Genomic DNA, 21,723 nt, shown 5'->3' with positions numbered 1-21,723 from the left:
GTGCTCATGGCGCGGCGAATCCGAGGGCGTGCGCAACCGCGGTTCTCGTCGTCTCCTTGAGGTACTCCGGAGAGGCGCGCCTGCCGAGGGCCGCCTGGGTGACGATCATGCCCGTGACCAGATGAAAGATCGACTGCGCATCGTCGTCAGGACACTGTGACGACATCTCCCCGCTCCGGCACCCGACGCGGATCGCGTCACGCAACGGCTCGATCAATTCGTCGACGAGCGCATCGTTCTGGTCGGCGTGGCGTCCGGAACGCTCGAGCCAGACGGCCGCCAGCGCTGACGCTCGTCCGCACCGCTCTACCGGGTAGACGTAGTCGATCATCGTCGCGGTGTACGACAGGATGCGCTCGATCGGGCAGGTGCTCTGCGTGGCCGCATGCCGCAACTGCCTTGCGGCGCTGCGAAGTTCGTCGGACAGCAACTCTTGATAGTTCACCACTGGATTCACATCTCGTGCCGTAGGGATACGAAAAACTCGCGTTCGATGACCGAGGCTGCTCGAGCTAGCCGGGATTGCCCGGATCCGTGTCGGCGACTGGCGCACCTGCCTGGTCGATGGTGTGGACGGTCATGGCCGCGGCCAGCAATCGGGATTGGTAGGGGTCGGTGGGGTCATAGCCGGTGATCTCCTGAATGCGCCGTAGGCGGTAGGTCAGGGTGTTCGGATGGATGAAAAGCTCTGCCGCCGCGGCCTTCCGGTCGGCGCCGTGCTGCAGATGCGATTGGAGCGCCTGGAGTAACCCCGGGTGGTCGCGCAGCGGCGCGATGTGCCGCGCGAGCAGGTCACGGGCGGGCCCGGGACGCGTCGACTGGTACTCGAAAAGGACATCGGACAGTTGGTAGATACCCGGCTCTCTGTTCAGTTGTCTTGCCAGGCAGGTGATTTCGGCGGCCTCCGCAGCCGCCGCCGGAATGGCCGCCAGCGTGGCGCCGGGATGGTGTGCGGCATAGATCGCGACCTCGAGTCGCTCGCTGAGCGCGTCGATCAGGGCGCCCAGGTGTGTGGCCATGACGGCGTCGTCCCGCGGTTCCACGACCTGTGCGGGCAGCAAGATCACGCCCGTGTGTCCATCGAACGTGTTGAGGATTTCGCCGGCGCCGCGCCCGTAGAACACTTGGTTGGCGAGCCGTAACCGCCGGCGCGCGGCCAATGTCCCATGGGTGGTGCGCGGTTCGTCGCCGTCCACCCGGATCGCCAACACGTCATAGCGGTCGCTGAGCTTGACACCGATTTGCTTGGCGATGGTGTCGCTGCCGGGCTCGCCGTCGACGAGGTGGGCGCACAGGGCGCTCAGCTGCCGGCGCGTGGTGGCCCTGAGGACAAAATCGGAGTCCTGGTAGACCTCGGTCATCAGCACGCTGATGGTCCCGGTGAGGTCGGCGAGGTACATGCCCAGTGCGGCGATCGTTTCCGAGTCGCCCTCGGAGGCCGACTCGAGCACGATCTCCCACAGTTTCCGGATGCCGGCATGCAGCGCGGTGAACAGGAACGGCAACGGGATACCGTCCTCGGCATGTCGCTCCGCGACCGGCAGGACGAACGTCGCCGCCTCGGCACGGGTCACCCTGCGTCCTTCGGTGATCAGGTCGAGCCCGTACAGAAACCCGCCGATGATGTACGGCGTGACCTCGCCGTCGAAATGTTCGATCGGCATGGGTGTCGGCCATTCGATGGACTCGACCGCCTCATGGAGAAGCGTCGTGGCGATCTCGTCGATCCGGTCCTCGATCACCTTCCGCAACGGTGCGTCCGCCGGGATCGGCGGCAGCTCGGACGGGGACGGAACGTGCCGATTGTGATCCATCACAACGCGGTGGCGGAAGATGCCGGGACCAATCGGTCGAAGTTTTGTTTCCGGCACCAAAAGCGCGGCCCATTCTTCTCACCGCCCGCGCGGCGTGTTGGCCCTCAGAGCACGTACGGCGCGATGAGTGTGGTGGCGCCCAACACCACCACACCGATCAAGAATGCGACGACGGTGAAGCCCATGACCTGGCGGACATTCAGCTTCGCGATCGCCAGCAGGGGCAGCAGCCAGAACGGCTGGATCATGTTCGCGACGCCTTCGCCGACAGCAACCGCCATGGAGATCAGCCCCAGGTACTCCGGTGAACGCTGGCCGATGGCCAGTGCCGAGTCGACCGCGATGGGGCCCTGCACGGCCCAGTGGCCGCCGCCCGACGGGACGAACAGGCTGATGATCAACGACCCGACGAAGGTCAGGAACGGCAGTGTGTGCTCCGTCGCGCCGTTGACCACGGCCTCGGCCAGGAGCGTCTGCAGCGGCTTGTCGGCCTTGGTCGCCTGATAACCGAGCAGGCCGACCAGACCGCCGTACAGCGGGTACTGCAGGAGCAGCGGGCCGGACACCTTCGCGGCGCCGGTGAACGCTCTGATGAAGCGGATCGGCGTGCGGTGCAGCAGCGCACTGGTGATCGTGAACAGCATGATCATCGACGAGATGTTCAGGGCGAATCCACTGAGCACGAAATAGGCCATGCCGGCGGCGAATACGAGGACGTTGAGGATCCAGAGGTTCTCGAGCCACTCAGCGAAGGTCTTGTTGCCGGGCGCCGGCGGAGCCGGCACCTCGTCTTCGAACACCGCGGGGTCCGGTGCCAGACTCTGCGCCGGGGCCATCCGCCAGACCGCGAGTGCGAGCAGCGCCAGCACCGCGATCGCCGACAGCCAGCTGTAGGGCTGGAAGATGGTCTGGCTCAACGGAACAGTGCTGCCGGTGAGCTTGTGGATCACGTTGATCGGGCTGCTGCTGTCGGTGTTGGCCAGCGCGATCGATGAGGAGAGTCCCTGCGTCCAGACGATGAAACCCATGAACGCGGCCGCGATCAGATAGCCGAAATGTGCGTCGGTGAAACGCTTTGCGACCTGCCGGGCGACCAGCGCGCCGGCGACGAGTCCCAGGCCCCAGTTCAGCAGCGACAGCACGGCGCTGACGCCGAAACACAGAAGTGCGCCCTGCACCTGGTTGTTCGGCTTGCCCGCGATGTGGACGATGGCCCGCTTCAGGACGGGCGCCTCGGCGAGCGTGTAACCCGTTACGAGGATCAGCACCATCTGGAACGCGAACGTGAAGATGTTCTGCGAACCCCACACGCCGCCGTACCAGGCCTTGAGCATGCCGCTGGGGGTGGCGCCGTGCACCATAAGTGCCACCATCGCGGCGACCAGGACGGTCAGGATGACGGCGAACAGGTACGGGTCGGGCATCAGGCGTTCGACGTAGCGGACGCACAGTGCCGTCAGGGATTGCATGACGCCGCGGCGTTTGGTGCCTGCGCTCGTGCCCTTCGGATGTTCGCTCGTTGCCACGTGATCCACCTTCGCCGTGTCTGGTTACGGCACCCATCATGGCGGGTGCGGGGCGTCCGGGTGGCGCCTTTGCCGAACGGCTTCGCCGGTCCGGGAGCGTCCGGCCGGCGCCCGACGGCCCTGCCCGATCGGGCAGTACCCGGCCCGCCCGGGCAGGTCCGGTACTCGGCCCGATCGGGGCATGTGGCGGCACGTCGCTGTCAATAGCGTTGTGTGCTATCAGCTTTGCGCCAATCAGAACCTCAACACCTTCCCCGCAACAATTCTCATGAATGGAGTGAATCGATGACACAGACACTGGCCACTGAAACTGTGGCGGGACACGCCGACACCATGCGGGCCGCGGTCGTCACCGACTTCGGCATGCCGCTGCAGGTGCACGATCTGCAACTGCCGACGCCAGGCTATGGCGAAGCCCTGGTCAAGCTCGAGACATCCGGTGTCTGCCACACGGATTTACATGCCGCACATGGTGATTGGCCGGTGAAGCCGCAGCCGCCGTTCGTGCCGGGGCATGAAGGCTACGGCACGGTCGTGGCACTCGGTGAGGGCGTGGTTGACCTGGCGGTCGGCGACAAGGTCGGCAACGCCTGGCTGTGGTCGGCGTGCGGCCGCTGCGAATACTGCCGGACGGGCTGGGAGACCTTGTGCGAAAGTCAGCGCAACGGCGGCTATTCCGTCAACGGAAGTTTCGGCACCTACATGCTCGTCAACGCGGACTATGCGGCGCGGATCCCCGACGGCGCCGACCCGCTGGAGATCGCGCCGATCCTGTGCGCCGGCGTCACCGTCTACAAGGGACTCAAGGTCACCGACACGCGGCCCGGCCAGTGGGTGGCGATCTCCGGCATCGGCGGGCTGGGACACATCGCCGTTCAGTACGCCCGCGCGATGGGGCTTCGCGTGGTGGCGATCGATGTCGACGACGCCAAGCTCGCACTCGCCACCCGGCTCGGCGCCGAGGTCGCCATCAATGCCCGTACCAGCGACGTGGTCGAGTCGGTGCAGCAGGCCACCGGCGGTGTCCATGGTGTCCTGGTCACCGCGGTGCACCCGCAGGCGTTCGGTCAGGCGATCGCACTGGCCCGTCGCGGTGGCACCATCGTGTTCAACGGCCTGCCGCCGGGCGACTTCCCGGCCCCGATCTTCGACATCGTCCTCAAGGGCCTCACCATCCGCGGGTCGATCGTCGGAACGCGGCAAGACATGGCCGAGGCACTGGACTTCTACGCACGCGGCCTGATCAAGCCGACCGTCACCAGCGCGCGCCTCGACGAGATCAATGACGTGTTCGCGCGGATGGAACAGGGACAGATCGACGGCCGCATCGTCATCGACTACCGAAATGCGTAGCGGCACATAGGGTCGAACCGCAACCCACAACAGCTGATCTAGGCCGACGAACGTCGTCGGCCTAGATCAGCCCGCGTTTACTGGCCGCGTACACGGCCTCGGCGCGCCGGCTGACATCGAGCTTGCGCATGATGTTGCTGACGTGGAACTTGGCGGTCGTCGCCGAGATGTACAGCTGCTCACCGATTTTGTGGTTCGACAGCCCCGCCGCGAGCAGCCGCAACACTTCGATCTCCCGGTCGGTCAGCTTCTCGCGCTGATCGCCGCGTCCGCTGAGCGAGCGGACCACAGCCGCGGCGCTGCGCGAGTCGAACGCGCTCTGCCCGGCGGAGATGGCACGGATCGCCCGCACCAGTTCGGTGGTGTCGACGTCCTTGACCACGTAGCCACGCGCTCCGGCGTGCACCGCACGTACCACCAGATCCTCATCGAGGAACGTGGTCAGCACGAGCAGGCCGAGGTCGGGATGGGCGCCGGAAAGCCTGGTGCACAAGGACAATCCCTCGAAGTCCGATCCTGCCGAGAGTTTCAGATCGACCAGCACCACATCGGGTTGCGTCGCCGCGACCATGGCCACGGCTTCCGGTTCGCTGGAGGCCTCGCCGACCACCACGAGGTCGTCCTCGCGCTCCAGTAATGACCGCAGCCCCTGGCGAAGGATGGCGTGGTCGTCCACCAGTGCAAGGCGGATGGTCCCGGTGCTGGTGTCAACGGTCATGGCACGACTCCTTCGGCCGGAGCTTCTTCTAGGTCCCGCGGAATGGTGGCCACGACCCGCACGCCACCGATACGCGAGCGGCCGACGGTGAAGGTGCCACCGTATTCGCGGCACCGTGCCAGCATGTTGGCCAGCCCGCGATGATGCCCGTCGAGGTCCGCGACGTCCGCCAGTCGGAGCCGAAGCCGGAGTTTGTCCGGGTCACCGATGCCGTCGTCGGACACCGACAGGGTGACCCCGGTGGCGCGGTAGCTCAATCGCACGATGGCCCGGGAGGCGCGGCCGTGCATCGCGGTGTTGAACAATGCCTCACCGGCGATCCGAAGCAGGCTCCGTTCGACAGCGCTGGGCAGTTCGGCGACATCTCCGTCGACCCGCAGCGTCACCCGCAGGTCTTTCGGCATATGCACGGTGGCGAGCTGTTCGAGCAGCTCGGGGAGGCTGGACCGGTCGGCGTCGGAAGAATGGTTGAGCGCATAGATGGCCGACCGTAGCTGGTCGATCGCCGATCGGGTCAGCGCTTTGGCCGTGTCCAGCCGTTCGGCCAGGCCCGTTGGACCGGAACGTGATTCGACCTCGCTTCGGCACACCTCGATCTGCATGCCCGCCGACAGGACGGTTTGTGTGACGCTGTCGTGCAGCTCCCGTGCGATGCGGTGTCGCTCGGAGTCCAGCACCTGATGACGTTGTGCCGCACCGAGTTCGCGTTGCGTCGCCAGCAGCTGCGCATTGCGCGCCTCGGATTGCGCCAGCAGGGTTTGCGAGCGCTGGAACAGTTCACAGTTCTGTAGCGCCACTGCCGTCTGACTGGCCAGGATTCGCATCACCGCTTCGTCGATGCCGTCGAGCAGCCGGTGCGGAGGTGTCCAGGCCGCGAACGCGCCGACGACGCCGCCGTCGAGCTCGATCGGGACGTGTGAATGGTGACTTTCGATGACGGGTACCCGGAACTGAGCAAGCTGACCGCGAAGGACATCGTTGAGCCGGTTCAGGACCGCATCCGGAAGGTGCGGTACCGGGTGTTTGGTGCCCGACAGGCCTTCGAAGGAGTATGCGTGGCCCTCGGCGTCGAGGATGAGGTGGCGGGGCCGTGCCTCGGGCAGGGCACCGTCGGCCAGCGCCAACAGCACCCATTCGGCACCGAGGTGGGTACGGGCTGCCTCGGCGACGGCCCGCACCAGATTCTCGGGGCCGTTGACGGTCTGCACGAGCGCGCGGGAGATGGCATCGAGCGCTGCGACCACCCGTTCGGTGCGTTGCGCGGCCACCCGGAACTCGGGGTAGAACGTGCCCTTGCCGGATCGGACGCCCGTGAGCTGGTCCAGATCCGGGACTGTCGCGCGGCGCGGCACCACCGGGTTGCCGGGCAAGGTCGTCATAGTGCGGCCCGGAACAGCGCGCGCAGCTGCGCATCGTCGATGGGGCGGGGGTTGGTGCTCAGGCACGCGTCTTGAAGGGCGTTGTGGGCCAACACCGGTACGTCGGAGTCGCGGACTCCCAACTCGGCGAGCCCGCGCGGCACGCCGACCTGTCTGGCCAGCTCTTGGAGCCGATCGGCGAGTGCCAGTGCGGATTCCAGTTCTGGCGCACGCCTGTCGGCGATCCCGAGGCAGGTGGCGATGGTGGCGAAGGGAGCCGGGTCGGCCTCGGCGTTGAACCGCACCACGTGGGGGAGCAGTACGCCGTTGATGACGCCGTGCGGCAAGTCGAGGAGCCCGCCGACCTGATGGCTCATGGCATGCGCGGCCCCCAGGATGGCATTGGTGAACGCGAGACCCGCTTCCAATGCGGCTTGGGCCATCAGGACCCGCGCCGGCATGTCCTGTGGCCGCTCGATGGTGGTGACCAGGTTCTCGGTGACCATCACGACCGACCGCAGCGCGTGGTGGTCGGTCAGCTGGTTGTGCCCGAGCGACACGAACGCCTCGATGCCGTGCGTCAGCGCATCCAGACCTGTTGCTGCATTGAGCCATTCGGGCATGGTGGTGAGGAGCCGGGGGTCGATGACGGTGATGTCGGGGACCAGGGCGCGGCCCAGGATGGTGATCTTGGTGTTGTGGGTCGTGTCGGTGACGATGCAGAACTGAGAGACGTCGGCGCCGGTACCCGACGTGGACGGCAGCACCACGAGGGGCGGGATCGGCGCCGTCGCCTTGTCGACTCCGGCGTAGTCGAGGATGTGGCCGCCGTTGGCCGCCAGGATCGCGATGCCTTTGGCCGCGTCGATCACCGAGCCGCCGCCCAACGCGATGAGCACATCGCAGCCGTGCGATCGGTAGAACTCGTGGCCGGCCGTCACCTCGTGGTCCTTGGGGTTCGGGGTCAGCGCGCTCCACACGTGCGCCTCGACGCACTGGGCGCGCAGGTGCCCCACCAGCTCGGCCACCCAGCCGGCCTCGATCAGCCCGGGGTCGGTGACCAGCATGGGCCGCAGCCCGCCCAGGCGGACGGCGGCGTGCGCAGCCTCCGCCATCGAGTCGATACCGAACACGATCTCAGGGGCATGAAACTTCAACAGCCGCGTCGGCACGGCCGTCGCTGCCGTCGTCGCCGCGAGCTGCGCGGGCGCCATCACATCGAGTCTCACCAGACCCATTCCTCATCCTGTGATCCAGGTAACACGCCCAGCCTACGGTGTGCCGCCGCTCAGACCAATGTGCACGTGGGTAGGTCGGCACCTACCCGATCGGGTAGGTGCGCCGACGGTTTGCCGGTTTCCGCGGCGGGTATCCACGTCCCAGCAGCTACGCCAGTCGAAGAGGCCACGAAGATGCCGTACTCCGCGATCGCAGTAGCGGCGGTTGCCGCACACTTCGCCTTCCTCGGCTATCTCATCGGAGGCGGGTTCCTGGCGTGGCGGTGGCCGGCGACGATCTGGTTGCACGCCCTCATCGTCGGCTGGACCGTCATCATCCTCACCGGTGTCGTCGAATGTCCGCTGACCACGATCGAGCGGTGGGCCCGCGACGGCGCCGGCATGTCACCGTTGCCCCGCGCGGGTTTCATCGACCACCACGTCGCCGGGGTGCTGTATCCACACGGCTGGGGAGCCGCGGCTGAAATCGTGGTGGTCGCAGCTATTTTGGCGTCGTGGCTCGGGCTGTGGCGCCGGCACGATCGAACGCCGAGGCGTTCCCATGGTGGTTGATGGCCGGTGGTCGTTGTGGTTTTTGCCAGGCGGGTACAGGTGGGGGAGCGCTCGCTCGCCGGTCCACTCCAGCCCAAACCAGTTCCGCGGGAACGCATTCGTATCGGAAACCGGTACGCGCAGCGGTGCTAGTGGGCGGCGTCGTCGACCTGCAGGGGCAACGTCGGATCAGCGCTCCATTCCTCCAGAGATCCGTCGTAGACGCGGACCGATTCGACACCGCAGGACGCGAGCGCCAGCGCGTTGGCCGTCGCCGAGATACCACCGCCGCAGTACAGCAGCACCTCGCGGTCCAGATCCGTTCCGGCGTCCCGGTAGCGTTCTCTGATGTCCGCGGGTGGACGCACCAGGCCACGGTCGTCGAAGAGTTCGCGGGCCGGCACGTTGACGCTGCCGGGTATGTGTCCGCGGCGGGTGTAGCGCGTCGGTTCGATGCCCGAGAATGCCGGCGGCGACAATGCGCATACCAGATTGCCTGCATGGCATTGGATTTCACGTAGCTCGTCGAGATCGATCCACGCCTCACGTATCGGTCGTGCCGACCACGACGCGACGGGCCGGGCGGGCACGGACCCGGATTCCACGGGAAGTCCCGCAGCCCGCCACGCGTCGAGTCCGCCGTCGAGCACCCGCACCGGAATTCCGATCCAGCGCAACAGATACCAGGTTCTCGCCGCCCAGAAACCACCCGTGCCGTCGTACACGACGGTCGGAGTGTCGGCGCCGATGCCGAACCGGGCGAGGCGGTCGGCGAGATCTTGTGGTGGCGGGTGGTGATTGTGGGTCGCGGCGGCGATCGAGAGATCGGTGTCGACCTGCACGTGGAGGGCGCCGGGAAGGTGCGCGGCTTCCCAGGCGCTGCGGCCGCTGTCCGCGCGGAAGTCGCCGTCGACCTGTGGGCGGTGTAGCACCAGGCTGGCGTCGAGAATCACCGGCGTGGCGTCGCTCGCCAGCGCGGTGGAAAGCTCCTGAGCGCTGATGAAGGGTCCGGAGTTCACCATGCCGGATCCGTCGTGGCAGCAGGGATATTCGCGAACGCCGCAGGCCACCGCTCGGGCGCAGTGAGAATTCCGTGCCCGGCGAGCCAGTGTGCGTACGGCTCGACGAGCTCGGGACGTACTGTGCCCCAGGCATTCTCGTGGAACCAGGTGCTGGAGATGGCGTCGAGTGAGCGGTCGATGACGTCTGCTGGGAAGTACGGCATGACATCGCTCAGCAGGTCGGCCGCCTCGTCGGGGTGCTGGGCGGCGTAGCGGAAACCTCGTTCGCTGATCGCCCGGAAGTCGGAGACCAGCAACGGATTTCGGTCGATGAGGTCATCGTGCACACCGAGCAGGTAGCTGTGGTACCCGAACGGCAGCTCTTCATCGACGCGCCAGATGCGCTCCGGGCGGTCCGGATGCTCGCTCAGCAGGATGTCCCAAGCCCAGTAGGAACCGAAGGTGGCGTCGGCGACGCCGGCGGCCAATTCGGCACTGGTGAGCTCACGCGCGCCGACGTCGACAAGGGTGACGGCATCGGGGTCGCCGCCTGCTTGCGCGACCAGATCGCGCACGACGGCCACCCCGCGGGGTGTCGGATTGAGTGCCACCCGCTTGTTGGCCAACTCGGCCAAACTGCTGATCCCACTGCTGACGAGAGTGCGAATCGTCTCCAAGCCGCGCTGGTTCACCGCGGCGATCGCCTTCAACGGCTCGCCGCGCTCGGTACGCACCAGCAGCCGGTTGGTCGGGAACACCGCGAAATCCACCAGGCGCCGGCCGAGGTGTTCGAGGCTGTCACCGATGCCGGGGTCCACCGTGCGGATCTGCAGTTCGATTCCTGCATCGGAGTACCAGCCCCGGTGCCTGGCCAGATAGAAGCCGGCCGAGTTCGGCCACGGATGAAAGTACTCCAGGGCCAAAGAGATCGAGGTGGTCATGACGTCCTTCGCGAAGCGGTGAATTCGAATCCGGTCGGCGTCGCGAGTGCGATCAGGTCGGCACACCGCCGCGGCCGATAGCAGGTGACGAATTCCTCTTCCTGGGCCGCCCAGCGGTCCCAGTGCGGCCGGTACAGATCGCCGTCGCGGCGTAGTGCCCGGCGCTTGCGCACCTCGTCGTCGGCGTCGACCCAGATGCCCAGATCGGCGAGCCGCCGCCCGGCGGGCGTGAGGGCCCCGGTGCCTTCGACGATCAAGCGCTGTCCGCACTCGACACGGTGCCAATCTCCCGGAACCTCACCGGCCCAGTCCCAACTCCGCCAGCGTCCCGCCTCGCCGGCGGCGCGAGGTGCCAACAGCGATTGGTGCACGTGGTCTACGGCCCAGAACAATCCGTCCCAGCCCGGGTAGATGTCGTCGAGGCGGACCACCACACTGCCGGACCAGGCATCGTGCAGTTGCGTTGCCAGCGTGGACTTTCCTGATCCTGAACGGCCGTCGACCAACACCGTCGCTGCGTCGTCGAGGTGCTCCACGATCTCATCGAGTACCAATGAAGTTCCACGCTCCGGTGGCGACCGACGTGGCGATCGCCACCGCGGTGATCGTGAATCCAGCTGTGACAAGGGCGAACTCACGTCCAGCGAAGGGCGAGGGGCGAGCCCAGGTCCGGTGGCGGTGCGCGCCGAACCCGCGCGCCTCCATCGCGGTGGCGAGTTTGGTCCCGCGTCGGACCGCGAAGACCAACAGCGCGAAGGACTGTCCGGCGATGCGGCGCAGCCGCGCGTGGTCGGCGACGCCCCGGGCCCGGCGCGCGTATCCGAGGTACTGCCAGTCCTGGCCCAGCAATCCGACCAGACGCAGGCCGGCCAGCGCGCCGAGCACAAACCGGGCCGGTAGTTTCAGTACCTGCCCGAGCCCGTCGGCGAGCTCGGTGGGATCGACGTCGGCGAACAGGATCACTGACGGCAGTGCGATCGCGAGGACGCGCAGAAAAGTGGCCAGCGCCAAGGTGATCGAGCCGTCGCTGATGGTGACGAGCAGGAAGTGCCAGTGCACGGCGCCGCTCGGCTGGCCGTAGAGGAGGATGGTGACGGCGGTCAGTGCCGCCGCGACGGCGATCACCGCACCCCGCGTCAGGACCGGGCGCAGCCGGGCGCCGACCACGAAGAACAGGACGAGCTCGAGCACCAGCGCCGTCAGGGCCGACACCCAGTCGACGGACAGCACCAGCCCACCCGCGATGAGGAGGGCGGTGAGCAGCCGGGCGACGGGGTTGACCGGGCGGGTGCCGACGGCCTCCGCGGTAGTCATTCTGTTGTCTCCGTTGCGGTTCGCCACGCAGGTAGCTCGATGCGGGTGTCGGCGAGCAGGGCGGTGAAATCGAGGTCGTGCGTGGCCGCCACCACGGCCGTCCCCGCGTCGGCGACGTCGGCCAGCAGCCGGACCAGTTCCTCCCACGTCCGGCGGTCCTGCCCGAACGTCGGCTCGTCCAGGACGATCACCGCGGGCCCCGTGGCCAGGACGGTGGCGACGGACAGTCGACGTTTCTCTCCACCGGAGAGGGTGTACGGATTCGCGTCGGCGACGTGCTGCAAGCGCAGTCGCTGAAGCAATTCGTCTGTGCGGGACTCGATTTCGGTGCCCGCTCGCTTCAGCGCCCGTGGTCCCAACGACAGTTCGTCGCGGACGGTACCGGTGAGAAACTGATGCTCCGGGTCTTGGAAGACACTGCCGATCCGGGTGAGCAATTCCTTCGACCGCCACCGGACGGGCTCGAGCCGGGAGCGCGGGGGAGCGAGCGCGGCGTCGGCCGTGAGCCGCCCGGCCGCCGGTCGCAGCAGCCCGCCGAGCGTCAGCGCCAGGGTGGACTTGCCCGCACCGTTGGGACCGGTGACGACGGTGGTCCGTCCGCGCCGGATCTCGAAATCGAGCCCGGTGTTCAGTGGGGCGTCGCCGTGCTGCCCCACCAAGAGGTCGGTGGCGCGAAGCAGGACGCTGTCGTCCCCACCCCGGCGCCTGGCGATCTCAGGCAGAGGGACGCCCGGCACCCAGACGCCGGACCGGACCAGGTAGTCGTGTTCGCGTCGGATCGTGTCGTCAGGCGTACCGTCGGCGGTCACCGTGCCGTCGGCACCCAGGACGATCACGCGGTCGATGACCGGCAGCCATACGTCGGTGCGGTGCTCGATGACGATGAGCGTCGCGCCCGTCCGGCGCGCGGACTCGACGATCGCGTCGCGGACCTCGATGACGCCGGCGGGGTCGAGATTGGCCGTCGGTTCGTCGAGCAGGATCAGGCCGGGGCGCATGGCCACCACACCGGCCAGCGCGAGGCGCTGCTTCTGCCCGCCGGAAAGCTTCGAGGTGGGATGGGAGAGCGGCGCATTCAGTCCGACCGCGTCGAGCGCCTGGCGCACCCGAGGCCAAATCTGATCGCGCGGAACGCCGAGGTTCTCCATCCCGAAGGCCACGTCGTCTCCGACCCGGGACAGGATCACCTGCGAATCGGGATCCTGCAGCACCATGCCGATGCGGGACCGGCGTTCGGCCGGCGGTGCACCATCGACGTGCAGCTGTCCCGCCTGACGGCCTTCCTCGGCGCCGCCGAGCAGTCCGGCGACGCCGTGCAGGAGTGTGGACTTCCCGGCGCCCGACGGCCCGAGCAGCAGCACCCGCTCTCCGGGCGCTATCGACAAATCGAGATCGCGCACAGCCCAATTCGCGCGCGTCGCATGCTGCCAACCCCAGCCGCGCGCGGTGACCGCAGCGCCGACGGAACGCGCCGCGTCCGTCGAGGTCCGCGCCCGGCCGCCCAGGGCGTTCACGACGCCGGGCTCGGTTCCAGACGTCCCGACGCGAAACGGCTGAGAACTCCGGTCCGGGCCAGGTTTCTCACCACGACCCATGACAGCAGTCCGGCAACGAGGGCGCCGGAGAGGATCGCCGAGGCCACATAGACCGCGGCGAAGCCGGCGGCGGAACCGGGGTACCACAGGATCAGGTCGTTGATGGCCAGGGCGATCCCGGCGACCGCTCCGGAGAGCACTGCGGTGGGCAGGCCCCACCGCCGGTACAGGAACACCGCGAAGACCAGTTCCGCACCGAGACCCTGGACCAGGCCGGATTCGAGGGTGAGCACACCCCACTGATTGCCGACCAGCGCCGAAATGGAAGCGGCGACGAGCTCGCCGTAGACGGCCGCACCGGGCTTGCGGATGACCAGAGCAATGAGCACACCGGCGAACAGCCACCCACCACCGAGCAGTGCCTGCAGACCGGGGAGCACTGCGCCGAGAGGCGCGCTGACTGGATTGGATGCGATGTTCCACAGCACGAAGATCAGTCCGGCAGCCGTCGCGAGCACACTCGCAACGACGATGTCGACGACGCGCCAGCGCAGTACCGGGCGATCAATGGTGGACGGGGTGCTCATACGTCTCCTTCATGCCGTCGCGCGGTACCGCGACGGCAACAAGTATGGACGGCCGGCACAACCGCTGTATGCCTTCGCGTCATCATGAGTATTTTCTGTATACAAAACAGCTTCAAATGTATTCTCGATGGAACGCAACACTTGGAGGACGGGTGCAACGGACCGCTTTTCACAGCGCATTTCGCGCTGACCTGTTGGCCGGCCGGTTCTCCGCAGCCGAACCCCTGACCGAGAGCGCGCTGACCGCCGCATACGGCGTGTCCCGAACTCCGGTACGCGAGGCGCTGAGCCGCCTGGAACAGGAGGGGCTGATCAGCCGCTCCGCCCGCGGCTATCGCATCCGATCGGGCTCGCCGGACGATGTCATCGAGATCTACGACGTCCGCATTGCACTGGAGAAAGCGGCTGCCGAGGCAGCATCGGCACGACGAACCGAATTGCAGGTCGCTCAGCTGGCGCAGCTGCACCAGCGCGCGGCCGCGGCTGAGGACGCGGCCGTGGCTCGGCAGCTGAATTCGCAATGGCACGAGGTGCTTTGGGCCGCATCGCACAATGCGACGCTCCAGGAAACGCTGACCAACCTCGTGGCCAGACTTCGCCTGTGTGACAGGGAGGCCATGCACAGGGACGATCTGGCCGACGTGGCGACCGAACACGAGGCGATCATGGATGCCATCCGGCGGCACGACGCGGCAGCCGCCAGTGCGGCCATCGCCACGCACCTCCAGCGGACCAAGCAGGAACGTCTCGATACGTTTGCGCGGCTCTACAGTCAGTCGCCACTGGCCCAGCGGTGAACCTCGGCAGGAGCGCTGTGAAAGGCTCAGTGTCCGAGCTGTTTTGGTGATCTGTCCGATTCGTTCTCGAGCCGTGATGCGCGGTGTTCAGTCTTTGTTTGCTGCAGGGAAATTCAGATGACTCCTGTGAAGGCGCTGTGATATCCCTTGGGGCATGAGTGATTTGACGCTGCGCTCGGTCAGCGACAGCGATGATTTCGATGCGTTCATGGCTACGTCGTACGGGGTGTTCCTGCAGGATCCGCAGCAGGACGAGATCGACCTGATGCGCGCCTTCACCGAGTACGACCGCATGTTCGGTTTTCACGACGGCACCCGTTGGGTGTCCACTGCAGGAGCCTTCGGGAAGCAGGTGGTGCTGCCCGGTGGGGCGACGACGGCCGTGGCTGCCGTCACCGCCGTCACGGTGTCGCCCAGTCATCGACGCCGCGGCCTGCTCACGGCGATGATGCGCCACCAACTCGAGGACATTCGGGCACGCGGCACCGAGGCGCTGGCCATGTTGTACGCATCGGAGGCCACCATCTACGGGCGCTTCGGCTACGGCATGGCAGTGCCGGTGGCGGAGCTCTCGGGCAAGGTCCGTGAACTGGGATTCCGCCCGGACGTCCAGCTCGGCGATGGCTCGGTGACGCACGTCGACGCCGAGACGTTGCTGGCCAACGGACCCGAGATTCATCAGCGCGCCATGGTGCAGCGGGCCGGACTGATGGAGCGGCCGGGTCCGTGGTGGGACAACTGGATCCACGACAACGAGCCGAGACGCAAGGAGTTCGGCAAGCTTCGCTTCCTCCTGCATCGCGAGGCCGACGGCACCGCCAGTGGATTCGCGATCTACCGGCCCAAGGTCCGCTGGACCGACGGCGGCCAGCCCGACAGCGAGCTCCAGGTTCAAGAGGTGCTGGCCACCAATCATCGTGCGTACGCGCAGATTTGGCGCTATCTCCTGGATATGGATTTGATCAGGACCGTCGGATACGACGGTGCGGCAGTCGATGAGCCGCTCCTCAGCCTGGTGGCCGACCGGCGCGCGCTGGCATGCCAGGTCAGGGACGGCATCTACGTACGACTGGTCGATCTGCCTCGCGCGCTTAGTCTGCGGAGCTACTCGGCTCCGGTCGACGTGGTGCTGGAGATCTCCGACGAGTTCTGTCCGTGGAACACCGGCCGGTGGCAGCTTCGCGGCGGACCTGATGGGGCCGAATGCGAAAGCACCACGGCATCAGCGGATATCGCCATGTCGGTGCGTGACCTCGGCGCCGTCTACCTCGGCGGGGTGAGTCTGCAGGCGCTGGCGAGCGCAGGGCTCGTTCGCGAGCTCACGCCGGGTTCGGTGCACCGCGCCGCCGTTGCCTTCGGCTGGCCGACCGCCCCGGGTGTGCCCGACGACTTCTGACGACTACGCGGTGCGCCTGGATATCAGGCGCACCGCGGGGTCGACGGCGGCCAGTGCCTGCCGCAGTACATCGATCTCGTCGGCCGCGACCTGCGTGACGAAGTGGACCAGCGCCGCGTGCCGGTCGCTTCGTTCGGCAGCCTGCCCGAGTGCATCGACCATGAGACCGGCCACCAACTCGTCGCGGCTGCGCGACGCGACGTAACGGTGCGCCCGATCATCACGCAATTGGTGGACGACGCCCTTCCCGGCGAGTCTGCGCAGCACCGTCATGACGGTTGTGTACGCGAGTTTGCGTTCGGCGCAGATGGCGTGATGGACCTCGCGAACGGTCTGTGGCCCGTCCGCGTCCCAGAGGTGATCCATCACCTCGCGTTCCAGATTGCCCAAGTGCCTCAGCATGGCCATCGTCCGTCCCTCTCTGGCGCCCTTTGGGATCTAGTCGCATGGGAGTCGCCCGAGTTCCCGCGGACCCAGCGCCTCTGGTGTTCGAACAAAGTTTCGAATATTCTGATGGGGTGGGTTGGCACAACGGGCCGCCGAGCTGGGCGGAGATGCAGCGGGTGCTCGAGGGTAAACCTCGGGTGGCCGGTGCTGCTCCGGAGTCGCCGGCCGACGGCGGTGACAGCCCCGCCTGGTCGCGCAAGCGGGGTGACTATCGACCGGTGAACCGCCCGGCCCGGCCGGGAACGTCGGTGCCGTACGCCGAGCTGCACGCCCATTCCGCGTACAGCTTCCTCGATGGGGCCAGCACTCCGGAGGAACTGGTGGAGGAGGCCGTCCGGCTGGATTTGCGGGCCATCGCGCTGACCGACCACGACGGGCTCTACGGCGTCGTGCGTTTCGCCGAGGCCGCCAAAGAACTCGACATGGCGACGGTTTTCGGTGCGGAACTGTCGCTCAGCAACACTCCGCGCACCGAGTTGCCCGACCCGCCCGGCCCGCATCTGCTGGTGCTGGCCCGCGGGCCCGAGGGGTATCGGCGGCTGTCCCGGGAACTGGCCCGGGCGCATCTGGCCGGCGGCGAGAAGGGCGTGCTGAGTTATGACCTGGACACCCTCACCGAAGCCGCCGGCGGACACTGGCAGATCCTGACCGGCTGCCGTAAAGGCCATGTACGCCAAGCCTTGTCGTCAGGTGGTGTGGAAGCGGCGGACAAGGCGCTGGCCGGCCTGGTGGACAGGTTCGGCGCCGGCCGGGTGACCATCGAACTGACCCACCACGGACATCCGCTCGACGATGAACGCAATGCGACGCTGGCGGCTCTGGCCCCGCGGTTCGGCCTCGGTGTCGTCGCCACCACCGCCGCGCATTTCGCCGCGCCGTCGCGGGGAAAGCTGGCGATGGCGATGGGCGCCATTCGCGCGCGCAACTCGATGGATGAGGCCGAAGGCTGGCTGGCTCCGCTGGGCGGGTCGCACCTGCGGTCCGGGGCGGAGATGGCCCGGCTGTTCGCCCATCATCCGGGTGTGGTGGCGGCCGCCGCCGAACTGGGGGAGCAGTGTGCGTTCGAATTGCGTTTGATCGCACCGAAATTGCCGCCGTTCGACGTACCGGAAGGGCACACCGAGATCAGTTGGCTGCGCAAGCTGGTGGCGGACGGAGCGGCCCGCCGCTACGGCTGGAAGCCCGACGCGGACCGGGAGAAGGCGTACCGGCAGATCGAGCACGAGCTCAAAATCATTGAACAGCTGGAGTTTCCCGGCTACTTCCTGGTGGTGCACAGCATCACCGAGTTCTGCCGAAACAGTGACATCCTGTGCCAGGGCAGGGGATCGGCCGCCAACTCGGCGGTCTGTTACGCCCTGGGCATCACGAACGTCGACCCGGTGGCCAACGAGCTGCTGTTCGAGCGGTTCCTGTCCCCGGCGCGCGACGGCCCACCGGACATCGACATCGACATCGAATCGGACCTGCGCGAGAAGGTCATCCAGTTCGTCTACGAGAAGTACGGCAGGGACTACGCCGCGCAAGTGGCCAACGTCATCACCTACCGCGGTCGGAGCGCCGTGCGGGACATGGCTCGGGCCCTGGGGTTCTCGCAGGGGCAGCAGGATGCCTGGAGCAAGCAGATCAGCCGGTGGAACGGGCTCGCGGACTCCCCGGATGTCGAGGACATCCCCGCGGCGGTTGTCGACCTGGCGCTCCAGATCAGGAATCTGCCGCGGCACATGGGAATTCACTCCGGCGGCATGGTGATCTGCGACCGGCCGATCGCCGACGTCTGCCCGGTGGAGTGGGCGCGGATGGAGAACCGCAGCGTGCTGCAATGGGACAAGGACGACTGTGCCGCAATCGGTTTGGTGAAGTTCGACCTGCTCGGGCTGGGCATGCTCTCGGCCCTGCACTACATGATCGACCTGGCCAGGGACCACATGGGCATCGAGGTGGATCTGGCCAAGCTGGATCTGACCGAGCCGGCGGTGTACGAGATGCTGCAGCGCGCCGACTCGGTCGGGGTGTTCCAGGTCGAGTCCCGGGCCCAGATGGCCACGCTGCCGCGACTGAAACCCAAGAAATTCTACGACCTGGTGGTCGAGGTGGCCCTGATCCGGCCCGGTCCGATCCAGGGCGGCTCGGTGCACCCGTACATCCGGCGGCACAACGGGCTGGAGGCCGCGGTCTGCGAACACGAGTCGATGAAGCCCGCGTTGGACCGGACCCTGGGCGTGCCGCTGTTCCAGGAACAGCTCATGCAGCTGGCCGTCGACTGCGCCGGGTTCACCCCTGCCGAGGCTGATCAACTGCGGCGGGCCATGGGGTCCAAACGCTCCACCGAACGGATGCGGCAGTTGCGCGGACGGTTCTACGACGGCATGCGGGAACTGCACGGCATCACCGGCCAGACGGCCGAGCGGATCTACGAAAAGCTCGAAGCCTTCGCCAATTTCGGCTTTCCGGAGAGTCATGCGCTGAGCTTCGCGTCGCTGGTGTTCTCCTCGTCGTGGTTCAAGCTGCATCACCCCGCGGTGTTCTGTGCGGCATTGCTGCGGGCTCAGCCCATGGGCTTCTACTCGCCGCAGTCGCTGGTGGCCGACGCCCGCCGGCACGGGGTGCTGGTGCACGGTCCGGATGTGAACGCCAGCCTGGCGTATGCGACGTGCGAGAACCGCGGCACCGAGGTGCGGCTGGGGCTGGGGACCGTCCGGCACATCGGGGACGAGTTGGCCCAGCGCATCGTCGACGAACGAAATACCAACGGGCCGTTCGCTTCTCTGCTCGACCTGACCGGGCGGGTGCAGCTGTCGGTGCCTCAGGCCGAGGCGCTGGCGACCGCAGGCGCGCTGGGGTGTTTCGGCATCACCAGGCGCGAGGGATTGTGGGCGGCCGGGGCGGCGGCCGCGGAACGCCCCGACCGGTTGCCCGGCGTCGCGTCGGCCGGCGGCATACCGGCGCTGCCCGGGATGACGGACCTGGAGCTGGCGGCCGCCGATGTGTGGGCCACGGGTATCTCGCCGGACAGCTACCCGACCCAGTTCCTGCGGGAAGGCCTCGACGCGCTGGACGTGGTGCCGGCGAACAGGCTGCTGGAGGTACCCGACGGCACCCGCATCGTGGTGGCCGGCGCGGTGACGCACCGGCAACGTCCGGCCACCGCGCAGGGGGTGACGTTCATCAACCTGGAAGACGGACCGGCATGGTCAACGTGCTGTGCGCACCGGGGGTGTGGTCCCGGCACCGGAAACTGGCGCAGACCGCGCCGGCGCTGTTGGTGCGCGGCATCGTGCAGAACGCCAGCGGGGCCGTCACCGTGATCGCGGACCGGATGGGCCGGCTCGATCTGCGGGTGATGACCAAATCCCGGGACTTCCAGTGAGAGGGAGTCGGCCCGAATCACCCCAACGGACTCCCGGACCAGACGAAGTGGGTAATTTTGCCCAGTTCATTGACATAACGGCCGATTTGTAAAAAGCTGGATCTATGGCAGCCGCACGCTGTCGAGTAGTGTTACCGAGACCGCCGGTACCGCAAAATTACCGCGCATCCGTGATCGACTCAGGAGAGCCAGTATGCCCGCACCGTCAGCGCAGGTTTTCGATCGTCTGCGTCAACTGGCCGCCATTGAGAACATCGACGACCGGCCGACCCGCACCATCGACGAGGTCTTCACCGGTAAGCCGCTGACCACCATCCCGGTCGCGACCGCCGAAGACGCCGAGAGGGCGTTCGCCAAAGCGCGTGCCGCCCAGCGTGATTGGGTCAAGCGGCCGGTCGCGGAGCGGGCCGCGGTGATCGCGCGCTACCGCGACCTGGTCCTGGAGAACCGTGAGTTCCTGATGGACCTGCTGCAGGCCGAGGCCGGCAAGGCGCGGTGGGCGGCCCAGGAAGAGATCATCGACCTGTTCGCCAACGCGGACTACTACGCCAAGGTTGCGGCCAAGCTGCTCAAGCCCCGCCGCGTCGCGCCGCTGCTGCCCGGCCTGAACCGGACCACCGTCGCCTACCAGCCGAAGGGCGTCGTCGGCGTCATCTCGCCGTGGAACTACCCCATGACCCTGACGGCCTCGGACGCCGTGCCCGCCCTGCTCGCCGGTAACGCGGTGGTGCTCAAGCCGGACAGCCAGACGCCGTACTGCGCGCTGGCCTGCGCCGAGCTGCTCTACCGTGCCGGTCTGCCGCGCGCGCTCTACGCCGTGGTTCCCGGGCCGGGCTCGGTGGTCGGCACCGCGATCGCCGACAACTGCGACTACCTGATGTTCACCGGTTCCTCGGCCACCGGCAGCCACCTCGCCGAGCACGCGGGCCGTCGTCTCATCGGGTTCTCCGCCGAACTCGGCGGCAAGAACGCCATGATCGTCGCCAAGGGCGCCAACCTCGACAAGGTCGCCAAGGCCGCCACCCGCGCCTGCTTCTCCAACGCCGGTCAGCTCTGCATCTCGATCGAGCGCATCTACGTCGAGCGGGACATCGCCGACGAATTCACCCGCAAGTTCGGTGACCAGGTGCGCAAGATGCAGCTCGGTACCGCCTACGACTTCAGCGTGGACATGGGCAGCCTGATCTCCGAGGGCCAGCTCAAGACCGTCTCCGGCCACGTCGACGACGCAAAGGTCAAGGGCGCCAAGGTGATTGCCGGTGGCAACGCCCGCCCCGACATCGGCCCGCTGTTCTACGAGCCGACCGTGCTCACCGACGTCACGCCCGACATGGAGTGCGCCAACAACGAGACCTTCGGTCCGCTGGTGTCGATCTACCCGGTCGCCGACGTCGACGAGGCCGTCGCCAAGGCCAACGACACCGAGTACGGCCTCAACGCCAGCGTGTGGGCCGCCTCGATCGAGGAGGGCGAGCAGATCGCCTCCCGCCTGCGGTCCGGCACGGTCAACGTCGACGAGGGCTACGCGCTGGCCTGGGGCAGCCTCGGTGCGCCCATGGGCGGCATGGGCATCTCGGGGGTCGGTCGCCGGCACGGCGCTGAAGGCCTGCTGAAATACACCGAGTCCCAGACCATTTCGACGTCGAAGGTGCTCAACCTCGACCCGCCGTTCGGCCTGTCGAAGTCGCTGTGGCAGAAGTCGCTGGTGCCGATCGTGCGCGCAGTGACGAAGCTGCCCCGGCACTGACGGCGACGAGCCCGCCGCCACGGGGTGACGGCGGGCCGGCGGTAATGTGC

At 67.3% G+C, this 21,723-nt stretch carries 18 protein-coding genes and 1 pseudogene; 6 read left to right on the top strand and 13 right to left on the bottom strand.

What is annotated here, in order from left to right:
- Nucleotides 1-4: 4 nt before the first annotated feature.
- The 3 genes from ACJH6H_RS13975 to ACJH6H_RS13965 form a co-directional block, all read right to left on the bottom strand.
- Complete coding sequence (locus tag ACJH6H_RS13975) at nt 5-457, bottom strand: hypothetical protein (protein ID WP_061007039.1); 453 nt, start codon at nt 455-457, stop codon at nt 5-7.
- A gap of 55 nt (nt 458-512) precedes the next feature.
- Nucleotides 513-1,814 carry a CdaR family transcriptional regulator gene (locus ACJH6H_RS13970; RefSeq protein ID WP_061007038.1) on the bottom strand — a complete coding sequence of 434 codons (1,302 nt, stop codon included), beginning with the start codon at nt 1,812-1,814 and terminating at the stop codon, nt 513-515.
- A 104-nt stretch (nt 1,815-1,918) separates the two neighbouring features.
- Nucleotides 1,919-3,283, bottom strand: a complete 1,365-nt coding sequence (locus ACJH6H_RS13965) for a TIGR00366 family protein (protein ID WP_406775099.1) — start codon at nt 3,281-3,283, stop codon at nt 1,919-1,921.
- 342 nt (nt 3,284-3,625) lie between these two features.
- On the opposite strand from ACJH6H_RS13965, the gene adhP reads away from it, so the two are divergent.
- A complete protein-coding gene (gene adhP, locus ACJH6H_RS13960; protein ID WP_212806742.1) occupies nt 3,626-4,693 on the top strand; it encodes an alcohol dehydrogenase AdhP in 1,068 nt (355 codons plus the stop codon).
- 61 nt (nt 4,694-4,754) lie between these two features.
- On the opposite strand, the gene ACJH6H_RS13955 is transcribed toward adhP, so the two are convergent.
- Genes ACJH6H_RS13955 through ACJH6H_RS13945 form a run of 3 tightly spaced genes read right to left on the bottom strand, consistent with a single transcriptional unit; the run spans nt 4,755 to nt 7,983 of the window.
- The gene (locus tag ACJH6H_RS13955; protein WP_212806741.1) at nt 4,755-5,411 is read right to left on the bottom strand and encodes a MadR family response regulator transcription factor; all 657 of its coding nucleotides are present in this window, start codon (nt 5,409-5,411) and stop codon (nt 4,755-4,757) included.
- Nucleotides 5,408-6,790: a MadS family sensor histidine kinase gene (locus tag ACJH6H_RS13950; RefSeq protein ID WP_346414499.1), complete on the bottom strand. Its 1,383-nt coding sequence runs from the start codon at nt 6,788-6,790 to the stop codon at nt 5,408-5,410. The genes ACJH6H_RS13955 and ACJH6H_RS13950 overlap by 4 nt, the downstream gene beginning before the upstream one ends.
- Nucleotides 6,787-7,983 carry an iron-containing alcohol dehydrogenase gene (locus tag ACJH6H_RS13945; RefSeq protein ID WP_346414602.1) on the bottom strand — a complete coding sequence of 399 codons (1,197 nt, stop codon included), beginning with the start codon at nt 7,981-7,983 and terminating at the stop codon, nt 6,787-6,789. Before ACJH6H_RS13945 ends, ACJH6H_RS13950 begins: the two co-directional genes overlap by 4 nt.
- A gap of 135 nt (nt 7,984-8,118) precedes the next feature.
- On the opposite strand from ACJH6H_RS13945, the gene ACJH6H_RS13940 reads away from it, so the two are divergent.
- On the top strand, nt 8,119-8,559 hold the full coding sequence (locus tag ACJH6H_RS13940; protein ID WP_371824476.1) for a DUF2784 domain-containing protein: 441 nt from the start codon (nt 8,119-8,121) through the stop codon (nt 8,557-8,559).
- 128 nt (nt 8,560-8,687) lie between these two features.
- On the opposite strand, the gene ACJH6H_RS13935 is transcribed toward ACJH6H_RS13940, so the two are convergent.
- From ACJH6H_RS13935 to ACJH6H_RS13910, 6 genes are read right to left on the bottom strand one after another with little or no spacing between them, the layout of a single operon-like run.
- Nucleotides 8,688-9,560 (bottom strand): sulfurtransferase, encoded by an 873-nt coding sequence (locus ACJH6H_RS13935; protein ID WP_406775080.1) that lies wholly within the window; start codon nt 9,558-9,560, stop codon nt 8,688-8,690.
- On the bottom strand, nt 9,554-10,480 hold the full coding sequence (locus ACJH6H_RS13930) for an ABC transporter substrate-binding protein (protein WP_406775079.1): 927 nt from the start codon (nt 10,478-10,480) through the stop codon (nt 9,554-9,556). The genes ACJH6H_RS13935 and ACJH6H_RS13930 overlap by 7 nt, the downstream gene beginning before the upstream one ends.
- Complete coding sequence (locus ACJH6H_RS13925) at nt 10,477-11,034, bottom strand: hypothetical protein (protein WP_406775078.1); 558 nt, start codon at nt 11,032-11,034, stop codon at nt 10,477-10,479. The genes ACJH6H_RS13930 and ACJH6H_RS13925 overlap by 4 nt, the downstream gene beginning before the upstream one ends.
- Nucleotides 11,021-11,794, bottom strand: a complete 774-nt coding sequence (locus ACJH6H_RS13920; protein ID WP_406775077.1) for an energy-coupling factor transporter transmembrane component T family protein — start codon at nt 11,792-11,794, stop codon at nt 11,021-11,023. The genes ACJH6H_RS13925 and ACJH6H_RS13920 overlap by 14 nt, the downstream gene beginning before the upstream one ends.
- Nucleotides 11,791-13,308, bottom strand: a complete 1,518-nt coding sequence (locus ACJH6H_RS13915) for an ABC transporter ATP-binding protein (RefSeq protein ID WP_406775076.1) — start codon at nt 13,306-13,308, stop codon at nt 11,791-11,793. Before ACJH6H_RS13915 ends, ACJH6H_RS13920 begins: the two co-directional genes overlap by 4 nt.
- Entirely contained in the window at nt 13,305-13,916 is a 612-nt protein-coding gene (locus ACJH6H_RS13910) for an ECF transporter S component (RefSeq protein ID WP_212806735.1), read from the bottom strand. The genes ACJH6H_RS13915 and ACJH6H_RS13910 overlap by 4 nt, the downstream gene beginning before the upstream one ends.
- A 152-nt stretch (nt 13,917-14,068) precedes the next feature.
- Between ACJH6H_RS13910 and ACJH6H_RS13905 the strand changes: the two genes are divergently transcribed.
- Nucleotides 14,069-14,713 (top strand): GntR family transcriptional regulator, encoded by a 645-nt coding sequence (locus tag ACJH6H_RS13905; protein WP_406775075.1) that lies wholly within the window; start codon nt 14,069-14,071, stop codon nt 14,711-14,713.
- Between the two features lie 154 nt (nt 14,714-14,867).
- Complete coding sequence (locus ACJH6H_RS13900; protein ID WP_406775074.1) at nt 14,868-16,109, top strand: GNAT family N-acetyltransferase; 1,242 nt, start codon at nt 14,868-14,870, stop codon at nt 16,107-16,109.
- A gap of 3 nt (nt 16,110-16,112) precedes the next feature.
- On the opposite strand, the gene ACJH6H_RS13895 is transcribed toward ACJH6H_RS13900, so the two are convergent.
- Nucleotides 16,113-16,517, bottom strand: coding sequence for a BlaI/MecI/CopY family transcriptional regulator (locus ACJH6H_RS13895; protein WP_318986828.1), 405 nt, complete (start codon nt 16,515-16,517; stop codon nt 16,113-16,115).
- Nucleotides 16,518-16,627: 110 nt separating this feature from the next.
- Here ACJH6H_RS13895 and ACJH6H_RS13890 point away from each other — a divergent pair.
- A pseudogene (locus ACJH6H_RS13890) lies at nt 16,628-19,926 on the top strand (error-prone DNA polymerase).
- 193 nt (nt 19,927-20,119) lie between these two features.
- A complete protein-coding gene (locus ACJH6H_RS13885) occupies nt 20,120-21,673 on the top strand; it encodes a succinic semialdehyde dehydrogenase (protein ID WP_406775073.1) in 1,554 nt (517 codons plus the stop codon).
- Nucleotides 21,674-21,723: the final 50 nt, after the last annotated feature.

The sequence above is a fragment of the Mycobacterium sp. SMC-21 genome (assembly GCF_045310825.1).
Lineage (GTDB): Bacteria > Actinomycetota > Actinomycetes > Mycobacteriales > Mycobacteriaceae > Mycobacterium.
This window is presented reverse-complemented; position numbering and strand designations above follow the sequence as displayed.